Below are 11,071 nucleotides of genomic sequence, written 5' to 3'. Positions count from 1 at the left end.
TCTCGACAAAGACCCGAAGTCAGTCATTCACAGGGTCAGACCCCGGCGGGAGGTGCTCACCCACATCCTCTCTGTCATTCATGTCGTCGGCCCGGCGAGCGTTAGCGCTAACACGACCTCGGCACTGATCCATCCCGGTGTTGCATCTTGACCGCTTCTGTGCGGTTGCCAAAGGATCGTGTGCGGTTCAGTGCCGTTCCTGGAGGTCCCCGCATGCGTGCCGTCGTCCGGACCCTGCTCGTCGCCGTGCTCGCCTTCATCGGGCTGACCGTCCCGCAAGCCACCGCCGCGCCGCCGCCGAAGGCCGCCCACACCGTCACCTACGACGGCTACTCCTTCCTCGTCGACGGCAACCGCACCTACCTCTGGTCCGGCGAGTTCCACTCCTACCGCCTCCCCAGCCCCGACCTCTGGCTCGACATCTTCCAGAAGATGAAGGCCGCCGGCTTCAACGCGACCTCCCTCTACTTCGACTGGGGCTACCACTCGCCGCGCCAGGGCGTCTACGACTTCACCGGCATCCGTGACCTCGACAAGCTCCTGGACATGGCCCAGCAGGCCGGGCTCTACGTCATCGCGCGACCGGGGCCCTACATCAACGCCGAGGTCGACGGCGGCGGCTTCCCGACCTGGCTGTCCACCACCCCCGGCCACACCCGCAGCGCCGACCCGGTCTACCTGAAGTACTCCGACGAATGGCAGACGCGGATCGACCGGATCATCGCGCGCCACCAGCTCACCAACGGCACCGGCAGCGTGCTCGCCTACCAGGTCGAAAACGAGTACTACAACGGCAACGCCGACGGCCGCGCGTATATGAAGCACCTCGAGGACAAAGCGCGCGCCGATGGCATCACGGTTCCCCTGGTGGGCAACAACAACGGCACCTTCAACGCCGGCGAGGCCGCGCTCGACGTCGACGCCGCCGACTCCTACCCGCAGGGCTTCGACTGCTCGAACCCGACGCGCTGGAACGGCGTCCCCGACATCAGCTACGACCACGTCCCCGGCAAGCCGCTGATCACCGCCGAGTTCCAGGGCGGCGCCTTCGACCCGTGGGGCGGCCCCGGCTACGAGAAGTGCGCGCAGCTGATCAACGACCAGTTCGCGAACGTCTTCTACAAGCAGAACATCGCCGTCGGCGCCACCGGGCAGAGCTTCTACATGCTGCACGGCGGCACGTCGTGGGGCTGGAGCGCGATCCCGCAGAACTACACGTCCTACGACTACGGCGCCGCCATCACCGAAGGCCGCCAGTTCGACCCGAAGTACGACGAAGACAAGCTGATCGGCTACTTCACCCAGTCCGTCGCTCCGCTGACCAAGACCGACGGGCTGGCCCAGGCGCCGCTGACCGACCCGGCCCTCGCCGACACCGCCCGGATCAACCCCGACACCCGCACGCAGTTCCACACCCTGCGCCACACCGACTCGACGTCCACCGCCACGAACACCACCACGATGGCGCTCGACCTCGCCGCGCACGCCGGCTACACCTACGACGACCGCGCCGCCGAGGCCGGCTACACCGGCACCTGGTCCCACGTCGGGCCCGAGGTGAACTACACCGGCGGCGACTACCAGCACACCGAGTCGTTCTCCGAGGTCGCCGGCGACAGCGTCAGCATCCCTTTCACCGGCACCGGGATCCGCTGGGTGACCTCGAAGGACGGCAACCACGGCATCGCCGACGTCTACCTCGACGAGTCCAAAGTGGCCAGTGTCGACCTCTACGCGGCGAGCAAGCAGAACCAGGTCACCGGCTACGAGGTCCGCGGCCTGCCCGCCGGCGCGCACACGCTGAAGATCGTCGTCACCGGGCAGAAGAACGCGAGCGCGACCGGGCCGTTCGTCGTCGTGGACGCGGTCGACCTGCTGACCGGCAGCGGCGACTACTACCCGGTCGTGCCGCAGCAGCCCGGCACCGGGATCACCCTGAACGGCCGCCAGTCGAAGATCGTCGTCGCCGGGTACGACCTCGGGCAGACACGCATGCAGTACTCGACGTCGGAAGTCATGACCAGCGCGACCATCGGCGGGCGCGACGTGGCGGTCCTTTATGGAGACAAGGGCGGGCCGGGCGAGACCGTCCTGCGGTTCGCGCGGCAGCCGGCCGTGCGGGTCCTCGGCGGCGCCGCGACGTCCACATGGGACGACTCCCGCGGCGACCTGCGGCTGAACTACACCCACGACGGCCTGACCCGGGTGCTCGTCACCGCTCCCGGGCAGCGGCCGCTGCTCCTGCTGCTCGCGGACAAGGCGACGGCGGCGACCTTCTGGCGGCAGGACACCGCGGCCGGTCCGGTGCTGGTCCGCGGCACGCACCTGGTGCGGACCGCGGCCGACGACCACGGCACCCTCGACCTGACCGGGGACACCGGCACCGACGGCGCGTTCGAGGTCTTCGCGGCCGAGAAGTCGGTGTCCTGGAACGGTTCCCGCGTCGCGACGCGACCGACGTCGAGCGACAGCCTGACGGCCGGCGCGCCGACCGCGAAACCGGTGACCCTGCCCGCACTGACCGGGTGGAAGCACCAGCAGGAGTCGCCGGAGAGCCAGCCGGGCTTCGACGATTCGGCGTGGCCGGTGGCCGACAAGGACACCACCAACAGCTCGACGGCGCTCGGCACGAAACCCGTGCTGTTCGCCGACGACTACGGCTTCCACACCGGCAACACCTGGTACCGCGGCCGGTTCACCGGCGACGGGAAACAGACGGGCATCACGCTGTCGAGCCAGAGCGGCGGCCCCGCCGGCGCGTTCTCGGCGTGGCTCAACGGCGTCTTCCTCGGCAGCTCGACGGACCCGCAGCACACCTTCCCCTTCCCGGCCGGGACACTGCGCCCGGGCGAGAACGAGATCTCCGTGCTGACCGTGAACATGGGGCACGAGGAGGACTACGGCGCCAGCAACGGCAACAAGGCCGCGCGCGGGCTCACTTCGGCCCGGCTGACCGGGGCGCCGCTGACGTCGGTGACCTGGCGGCTGCAGGGCGTCCGCGGCGGCGAGACCGGGCTCGACCCGGTCCGCGGGCCGCTCAACACCGGCGGCCTGTACGGCGAGCGCGCGGGCTGGTCGCTGCCCGGCTTCCCGGACGGGCGCTGGACGCCGACGTCGCTGCCGGCGAAGGACACGACGCCGGGCGTGTCCTGGTACCGCACCACCGCGGACCTCGACCTTCCACGCGGCCAGGACACCTCGCTCGGCCTGACGATCACCGACGACCCCGCGCGGCAGTACCGGGCGCTGCTCTTCGTCAACGGCTGGCAGCTCGGCCAGTACGTCAACTACCTCGGGCCGCAGTACAGCTTCCCGATCCCGAACGGAATCCTGAACCCGAACGGGCACAACACGATCGCCGTCGCGGTGTGGAACCTCGACGGCAGCACCGGCGGCCTCGGCAAGATCGCGTGGACGAACTACGGCAGCTACTCCTCGCCGCTGACCGTGCGGCAGAACGCCTCGCCGGGCTTCGACCCCGCGCGGTACGCGATGCCGGCCGCGCCCGCGACGTCCGTGTCGCTGACCGCGCCGGACACCGCGTCGGGCGGGCAGCAGTTCACCGCGTCGGCCACGGTCCGGGTCGCCGCGGGCGCGCCGCCGGCGTTCGACGTCAAGCCGGTGCTCACCGCCCCGGCCGGGTGGAGCGTCGGCCCGGCGTCCCCACCTTCGGCGAGGAAGGTCGACGGCGGTCAGGCGGCGACGTTCACGTGGCCCGTCACGGCTCCCTCCACAGTGGACACCACCGCACTGAAGGTAGCGGTGGCGTACCGGCAGGCCGGACGGCCGGGCTCGGCGTCGGACGAGCGGATCGTCGGCGCGGTGCCACCCGCCCCGCCGGCCGGGCAGGTGGCGGTGAGCTCGCTGCCCTTCCTGACGGCGACCAACGGCTGGGGCCCGGTCGAGCGCGACACGAGCAACGGTGAAGCGAACGCGGGCGACGGCAAGCCGATGACCATCGGCGGGGTGGCGTACGCGAAGGGGCTGGGCGCGCACGCGGCCAGTGACGTCCAGCTCTACTTGGCGGGCGCCTGCACCCGCTTGACGGCGTCCGTCGGCGTGGACGGCGAAACGGGCGCCGGCGGCAGCGTCAGCTTCAGCGTCTCGGTGGACGGGGCGACGAAGGTGACGACGCCGGTGGTCCGCGGTGGCCAGGCGGCCGTGCCGATCGACGTCGACGTCACCGGGGCCCAGGTCCTGGACCTGCTGGTGGGTGACGGCGGGGACGGCAACGGCAACGACCACGCGGACTGGGCGCTGCCGACGCTGACGTGCGCTACGCCGCCCGCTCGGTGACCGCGGGAACCGGCCGGAGGAAGAAGGTGGCGCGGACCTCGCGGCGTTCGCGCCACAGGTGGTGGAGCGCCAGCCCGAAGATGATCGAGCCGGCGACGTTCGCGACGAAGTGCCACCAGACGCGGTAGGTGGTCAGCCCCGGGCCCGGATCGACGAGACCGAAGAACGTCGAGAGACCGATGGCGCGCGAACCGAACGCCACGGACAGCGTGAGGACCAGGTGCTCGAGCCCGTGCAGGCCCTGCATCCACACGCCCATCTTCGCCCAGCGGCGGGCGCGGGTGCCCGGCGCCCGCCGCGTGATCACCATGACCCCGGCCAGCCCGGCCAGGAAGATGAAGTTGCCGGTCAGGTGCAGCAGTTCCATCCCGAACGTCTTGCGGTCCGGCAGCAGCATCTGCAGGCCGTCCGCGAGGCCGGTGCCCCACGGTGTCATCCACGCCGGCGCGTTCGGGTGCCCGAGCCAGTAGCCGGCCTGCGCGACGTGCTCCTGGACGTGCCCGAGCTGGCCGAGCACGCCGATGCCGATCACCGCGACCGAGCCGCGGTACACCCACGGCCGCACCGGCCCGCGGTTCGCGTACGCCAGCACCCCGACCGCGGCCCACATCGCGAGCGCCCAAAGCACGAGCAGTGTCGCGCCCGCGACGTCCCAGCCGGACATCGCCTCCATCGGCATCGTCATGGCCGCCTCCCGTCCGCGTCTCGTCCACGCTAGCCGCGGAACCGGCCGCCGAACGTCTTCGTCCGTGCGGCCGTGAACCGGGCAAACCGTTACACCGCAATGGTTTTCCGCTCAGGACAGGACAAGCCGGACGGCCAGGGCCGTGATCACGGCGCTGGAGACGAGCGCCGTCACCAGCCGGCCCCGCGGCCCGGTGAGGACGCGGCCGAGCAGCGCCCCGCCGCCGGCCAGCAGCGCTTGCCAGCTCGCCGAGGCGGCGAAGGCGGCGAGCACGAAGGCGACCTGGTCGAGCACCGACACGGCGTCGCCGGCGCGATCGCCGACGACCAGGGCGGTGAAGTAGACGACCGTCGTCGGGTTCACCAGCGTGATGCCGAGCAGGCTGACGTAGGCGCGGCCGGGCGCGAGCGGCGTCACGGGCCGGGCGGTGGGGCTGCGGTGCGAGCGCAGCGCCAGCACGGCGCCGCGGACCGCCAGCACGACCAGGACCCCGGCCGAGACCAGCCGCAACGGCCCGGCGACCGGTGCGACGACACCGGCGATCGCGGCCCCGCCGAGCACCGCGACCAGCGCGTACACGCCGTCGGCCGTCGCGACGCCGAGCGCGGCGGCCAAGCCGGTCCGCAGCGACGTGCGCGCGGTGAGGGCGACGAGGTAGGTCGCGACCGCGCCGACCGGGATCGCGATGCCGTAGCCGGCCAGCAGGCCGGCGAGCAGCGCGCCCGTCACGGCGCGGGGGTGATCGACCTCCGCGGCCGGCGCGGCTGCTGCTGGACCGGCGCGGTGGTCGCGGCGACGNGGCGGCCAAGCCGGTCCGCAGCGACGTGCGCGCGGTGAGGGCGACGAGGTAGGTCGCGACCGCGCCGACCGGGATCGCGATGCCGTAGCCGGCCAGCAGGCCGGCGAGCAGCGCGCCCGTCACGGCGCGGGGGTGATCGACCTCCGCGGCCGGCGCGGCTGCTGCTGGACCGGCGCGGTGGTCGCGGCGACGGTCGGCAGGAGCGGCGTGCGGTAAGAGGTCATGCGCAGATGGTGTAGCCGCGGGCCCGGCCGGGCAACCGGATTTCCAGCCGGTGCGCACCGGGCGCCTGTGCTTGAATCGGCCGGGGGAACGGCCGACGCGAGAAAGGGTTTTCACGATGCGGGTCGACCTCAGCGGGAAGACGGCCCTGGTCACCGGGTCCACCCAGGGCATCGGCTCGGCGATCGCCGCGGGGCTCGCGGCCGCGGGCGCGCGGGTCGCGATCAACGGCCGGAGCGAGACCGGGGTCGCGAAGGCCATCGCGCGCCTGAAGGAGGACCAGCCGGACGCGGACCTGCTCCCGGCGCCGGGCGACGTCTCGGACGAAGCCGGGGCGGCCCAGGTGGTGGAAGAGGTGCCGGACGCCGACATCCTGGTCAACAACCTCGGCATCTTCGGCGCCCAGGAGCCCCTCGACATCACCGACGCCGACTGGCGGCGCTACTTCGAGGTCAACGTACTCGCCGCGGTGCGGCTCACCCGCGCCTACCTGCCCGGGATGACCGAGCGCGGCTGGGGCCGGATCCAGTACATCGCCAGCGATTCCGCGGTCGTGATCCCGGCCGAGATGATCCACTACGGCGTGTCGAAGACGGCGCTGCTCGGGGTTTCGCGCGGGTTCGCCAAGCACGCGGCCGGCACCGGCGTCACGGTCAACGCCGTGATCGCGGGCCCGACGCACACCGGCGGCGTCGAGGACTTCGTCTACGAGCTGGTCGACAAGGACCTGCCGTGGGAAGAGGCCCAGCGCGAGTTCATGAAGAAGCACCGGCCGCAATCCCTGCTGCAGCGCCTGATCGAGCCCGAAGAGATCGCGAACCTGGTGGTGTACTTGAGTTCCCCGTTCGCCTCGGCGACCACGGGCGCGGCCGTCCGCGTCGACGGCGGGTACGTCGACTCGATCGTGCCTTGAGATCCGCTCCCGCCCGGGCGCACGGGGGAGGCCCGGGTGGGAACGGGGTTTCGGGGCCGGTACGGGGGCCGCCTCGCGGCGGAAGGCACGACACGGCTCCTGCGTTACCGGTATTCCGTGAAGGCAAGGGGTGAGGCCCGGGGGCACCGCCGTACCGACACCCGGTACAACGCTTCGGCGGGTCTGGTGTTCCGCGGCCGGGAGTGACGTGCGTCGCCGCCGTCCGGGGTACCCCGCGCAGGGGTCGCCCGGACGAGCGCGCCGGCTGTCGGGTCCGGCGCGCGTCGGTCATGATCGGCTTCATGGACCACATCGAGACGCCCGCGAAACCCGCCCGCGGCCTGCGCCGGGTGCTCCTCGTCGCGGCGGCGGGCGCACTGCTCGCCGCTACGGCGTGGGTGGCGCTCTGGCTCGCCGTGCACCTGTGACCTACGGCGTGACCGGGATGTTCGTCAGGCCCGACTTGGCGTTCGTCACCGTGTTGGACGCGTACACCACGTTCGGGTTCGCCGCGCACTTCGAAACCGAGCTGATCTTGATCGCGTAGGCGCCGACGCCGCCGAGGTCGGACTTGTTGCCCCGCCACACGTTGCCGCAGCCATTGTCGAACGACGGGGACGTGCTCGTGTTGTGGTTCTCGTACCCGTTGGCGAACGTGCCCGGCGACGCGAACGTGCCGGTGTTGTTCTCGATCGTGTAGCCGATGCCCTTGACGTCGATCCAGGAGTCCGCCGAGTTCTCGCCCGAGATGCCGCGGCCGTCGAAGGTGTTGCCGCGGATCACGCCGTTGAAGGTGCCTTCCTTGACGTCGATGGGTTCCGCGGCGACGAACGGGCCGATGTGGTTGTCCAGCACCTGGATCCGGTCGCCGCGGTCGACACCGCCGGAGTTGCCGTGGCAGGCCCAGTTCGAGTTGGCCGAGCCGAGGTAGACGCCTTCGCCGTAGCCCGGCTGCACGAGCCCGGTGTAGGTGATCGTCGAGTTCTTCAGGACGCTGTCGGCCGACGAGCGGCGGAAGTGGATCGCCTCCTCGTCGACGTGGTGGACGGTCACGCCGTCGATCGTCGTGTGCGGCGAGTTGTCGGCGACGATGCCCTTCTTCGACTCCTGCACGGTGAAGCCGGTGAGGTTCCAGTACGGCGCGCCGGAGAGCCAGAATCCGTAGCCGGAGTCCCAGCCCGCGGTCGGCGTGGGGCAGTCCGGCGCGTCGCCGCTCGGGCCGTCGTTGATCAGGATCGCGTCCGACGGGCCCGAGAGCGTGATCGGCTCGGCCGCGGTGCCCGCCTTCGTCGTGACGAACGAGCCGCGGTAGGTCCCGGCCGCGAGCTTGATCGCCTGGCCGGGTGCCGCGTTCGCCAGCGCGGCCTGCAGCTGGGCGGCGGTGGCGACGTTCACGGTGACCCCGGCGGGTGGGGGAGTCGTGGTGGTCGTGGGCGAGGACGTCGGGGTCGTGGTGACCTGGCCGTCCGCGCACGGGAGGCCGTTGACCGTGCACCCCGAAGGCAGCCCGGACCCGGCGACGTTGAAGCCGAAGCTCGCGGTGGCGCCGGCGCCGATCGTGCCGTTGAAGCCGGCGTTGGTGAACTCGTAGTGCTGTCCGGTCTGGGTCTTCACCGAGCTCCACGAGCTGCTCACCGCCGTGCCGGCGGGCAGGTCGAACTCGACGGTCCAGCCCGTGGCGGGCGCGTCGCCGCGGTTGGCGATCGTGTAGCCGGCGCCGTAGCCGCCGGTCCAGACCGACGTCCGCGCGAAGGTGGCGGAGAGGTTGGCCGCGGCGGCTTGCGCGGTGACGCCGCCGGTGAGGGCGACGGCGACCGCGGCGACGGCGGTGCCGAGGAAGATGGCATGGCGGGTTCGTGGGGACACCGATGGCCTCCGGAAAGGAAACAGCGGAGGTGTGCGGCGGACACCCGGACTTTCTCTTTATAGGTCACGGATGTGACGTGCGTCAATGAGCTGAACGCCTGTCATGAATGTGAACGCGCTAGCCGGTGACGCTCGGCGCGCCCGTCTCGACGTGCCCGCTGAAACGGCGGAGGAACTTCGGGTCGGCGTCGAGCGTCGCGGACAGGTCGTACCAGCCGTTCCCGTACGCGACCGGGTTCCAGTCATCGGTCACGGTCCGGCCCGCGGCCAGCGAGTACGTCCACGGGCCGTCGGCGCGGTAGTGGTTCGCGGTGATCGTGACGCGCACGGCCGTCGTGCCGCTGTTGCGCATGGTCAGGCGCAGCTTGTTTTCGGTCGTGTAACTCCCCAGGACGTCGACACCGGCCCCCGCGCTGTTCGCGTCCCCGGCGAGGACCCAGCGGAACCGGTTGGGCCCGTGCACCGCGACGCCGTACTTGCCGCCGCCGTAGAGCTGGACCCGCCAGGTGTCGCTCACCTGCGCGCCCGGGGCCAGGTCGTAGGGCCACGGGCCGTCGGTCTGGCCGTCGTTGCGGTAGGCCATCAGCTGCACGGCCGCGGTGCCCTGGTTGGCGAACGTCGTGGTGAGGATCGTGCGGTCGGCGCTCAGGGACGTCGTGACCAGCGGCCGGTAAGGAAGCGCGCGGGCCGGGCGGGTGCCGGGCTCCTGCACCGGGACCCGCTGCTTCCCGGTCGCGGGCGGGGCCGGCTTCGGCAGCTTCTTCTGCGTGTCGTCGGCCTGCTTGCGCAGCGCCGCGGTGTCCGGCAGCAGCGGGATCTGCAGGTTCGGCACGCCGAAGTCGAAGCACGTCATCAGGTCGCCGCAGAGAGCGCGCCGCCACGCGCTGATGTTCGGCTCGGCGACACCGGTCCAGCGTTCGAGGAACCGGATCACCGAGGTGTGGTCGGTGACCTCGGAGCTGACCCAGCCGCCGCGGCTCCACGGCGAGATCACCGTCATCGGCACGCGCGCGCCGAGCCCGATCGGCTTGCCGCCGACGTACTCGCCCGCGGTGCCGGGCGGCGCGATCGGCGGGGCGACGTGGTCGAAGAAGCCGTCGTTCTCGTCGTAGTTGACGAGGACCACTGTGGACTCCCAGAGCTTCGGGTCGGCCCACAACGCGTTCAGCACGGTCTGGGTGTACGCGGCGCCGTCGACCGGGCGGGCTTCGGGGTGCTCGCAGTAGCCGTAGGGCGCGACGACCCACGAGACGCGGGGGAGCGCGCCGCTCGCGCAGTCGGCCTTGAACTCGGCCAGGACGTGGTTGACGTCCTTGCCCTGCCCCGAATCCGGGCCCCAGGTCTTGAACACACTGGCGCGTTTGGACAGTTCCGAGGTGTAGTCCTGGTGGTAGGCCTTGAAGAGCCACAGCGGGTTGTCGCCGTAGTCGCCGACGAACGAACCGGTCGCGTCGCCGACCTCCTTGTTGGCGTAGACCTTCCACGAAACCCCGTGCTGCTGCAGGCGTTCCGGGTAGGTCGTCCAGCTGAAGACCGGCTGGTAGTCGGCGGGGTTGTAGTTCGCCGGGCCGCCCGCCTTGCCGTCCGCGTCGATCGTGCCGGTGAACAGGTAGAGCCGGTTGGGTGTGGTCGGGCCCTGCACCGAGCAGAAGTAGTGGTCGCACACGGTGAACGCGTCGGCCAGCGCCCGGTGGAACGGGAGGTCGCCGGAGTCGAAGTAGCCCATGGTCATTTCGCCCTTGGCGGGGATCCACGCGTTGTTCGCGCCGCCGGCGATCGCCTGGTGCTGGTCGGCCCAGCCGTGGCCGAGGTCGCCGAGGTCCTGACCGTCCACTTCGGTCGTGTCCACCCGGAACGGCAGGAGGTACTTGCCATCGCTGCGCCCGGGGTCGGGCTGGTAAAAGACGCTCTGGCCGTTCGGTTGCACGATCGCCGAGCGGTCGCCGTAACCGCGGACGCCCTTCATCGTGCCGTAGTAGTGGTCGAAGGAGCGGTTTTCCTGCATGAGGACCACGACGTGCTCGACGTCCGACAGGCTGCCGGAGACGCGCGGTTCGGCGAGGGCCTCGGCCATGCCGGGCGGCAGGGCGCCGAGGGCGCCGGCTGCGGCGACACCGCCGAGGAAGCTGCGTCGGGTGAGCTCGTGCGGGTCGGCCATCACGGGAGCCTCCAGGGGACCTCGGCAGGGCAGCGCCAGCGTAGGTACTCGAAGCCGCTCGGTGACACCGACGAAGGTACGTAATCACGCAGCGTGAAGTTCACGGGCTGTTCGGTTCGCGGCCCGCCGGCG

At 71.3% G+C, this 11,071-nt stretch carries 7 protein-coding genes and 1 pseudogene; 3 read left to right on the top strand and 5 right to left on the bottom strand.

Annotated features, from left to right (window positions below; translation table 11 throughout):
• Positions 1-213 precede the first annotated feature (213 nt).
• On the top strand, positions 214-4,296 hold the full coding sequence (locus ABFJ78_RS49275) for a beta-galactosidase (protein ID WP_436394535.1): 4,083 nt from the start codon (positions 214-216) through the stop codon (positions 4,294-4,296).
• Here ABFJ78_RS49275 and ABFJ78_RS49270 read toward each other — a convergent pair.
• From ABFJ78_RS49270 to ABFJ78_RS49260, 3 genes and pseudogenes are all read right to left on the bottom strand, one after another.
• Positions 4,277-4,981 carry a DUF6008 family protein gene (locus tag ABFJ78_RS49270; protein WP_436394534.1) on the bottom strand — a complete coding sequence of 235 codons (705 nt, stop codon included), beginning with the start codon at positions 4,979-4,981 and terminating at the stop codon, positions 4,277-4,279. The genes ABFJ78_RS49275 and ABFJ78_RS49270 overlap by 20 nt on opposite strands.
• A 111-nt stretch (positions 4,982-5,092) precedes the next feature.
• On the bottom strand, positions 5,093-5,710 hold the full coding sequence (locus tag ABFJ78_RS49265) for a LysE family transporter (RefSeq protein ID WP_436394533.1): 618 nt from the start codon (positions 5,708-5,710) through the stop codon (positions 5,093-5,095).
• 70 nt (positions 5,711-5,780) lie between these two features.
• Positions 5,781-5,903 (bottom strand): annotated as a pseudogene (locus tag ABFJ78_RS49260) (lysine transporter LysE); the annotation flags it as partial.
• A gap of 217 nt (positions 5,904-6,120) precedes the next feature.
• Between ABFJ78_RS49260 and ABFJ78_RS49255 the strand changes: the two are divergent.
• Together ABFJ78_RS49255 and ABFJ78_RS49250 are read left to right on the top strand one after the other, a co-directional pair.
• A complete protein-coding gene (locus tag ABFJ78_RS49255; protein ID WP_372664731.1) occupies positions 6,121-6,915 on the top strand; it encodes an SDR family NAD(P)-dependent oxidoreductase in 795 nt (264 codons plus the stop codon).
• A 302-nt stretch (positions 6,916-7,217) separates the two neighbouring features.
• On the top strand, positions 7,218-7,343 hold the full coding sequence (locus ABFJ78_RS49250; RefSeq protein ID WP_436394532.1) for a hypothetical protein: 126 nt from the start codon (positions 7,218-7,220) through the stop codon (positions 7,341-7,343).
• 1 nt (position 7,344) lies between these two features.
• Here the strand turns inward: ABFJ78_RS49250 and ABFJ78_RS49245 are convergent, their stop codons facing one another.
• Both ABFJ78_RS49245 and ABFJ78_RS49240 read right to left on the bottom strand, forming a co-directional pair.
• Entirely contained in the window at positions 7,345-8,781 is a 1,437-nt protein-coding gene (locus tag ABFJ78_RS49245; protein ID WP_436394531.1) for a cellulose binding domain-containing protein, read from the bottom strand.
• Positions 8,782-8,899: 118 nt separating this feature from the next.
• A complete protein-coding gene (locus ABFJ78_RS49240) occupies positions 8,900-10,939 on the bottom strand; it encodes a phosphocholine-specific phospholipase C (protein ID WP_436394530.1) in 2,040 nt (679 codons plus the stop codon).
• Between the last annotated feature and the right edge of the window lie 132 nt (positions 10,940-11,071).

The organism is Amycolatopsis sp. MEPSY49 (assembly GCF_051337345.1).
Taxonomy (GTDB): domain Bacteria; phylum Actinomycetota; class Actinomycetes; order Mycobacteriales; family Pseudonocardiaceae; genus Amycolatopsis.
This window is presented reverse-complemented; position numbering and strand designations above follow the sequence as displayed.

What these genes read in the sequence shown, in the direction of transcription:
- ABFJ78_RS49255 (WP_372664731.1), top strand. Translation starts at nt 6,121, where the DNA reads ATGCGGGTCGACCTCAGCGGGAAGACGGCCCTGGTCACCGGGTCCACC.
- ABFJ78_RS49275 (WP_436394535.1), top strand. Translation starts at nt 214, where the DNA reads ATGCGTGCCGTCGTCCGGACCCTGCTCGTCGCCGTGCTCGCCTTCATC.
- ABFJ78_RS49250 (WP_436394532.1), top strand. Translation starts at nt 7,218, where the DNA reads ATGGACCACATCGAGACGCCCGCGAAACCCGCCCGCGGCCTGCGCCGG.
- ABFJ78_RS49240 (WP_436394530.1), bottom strand. Translation starts at nt 10,939, where the DNA reads ATGGCCGACCCGCACGAGCTCACCCGACGCAGCTTCCTCGGCGGTGTC.
- ABFJ78_RS49270 (WP_436394534.1), bottom strand. Translation starts at nt 4,981, where the DNA reads ATGACGATGCCGATGGAGGCGATGTCCGGCTGGGACGTCGCGGGCGCG.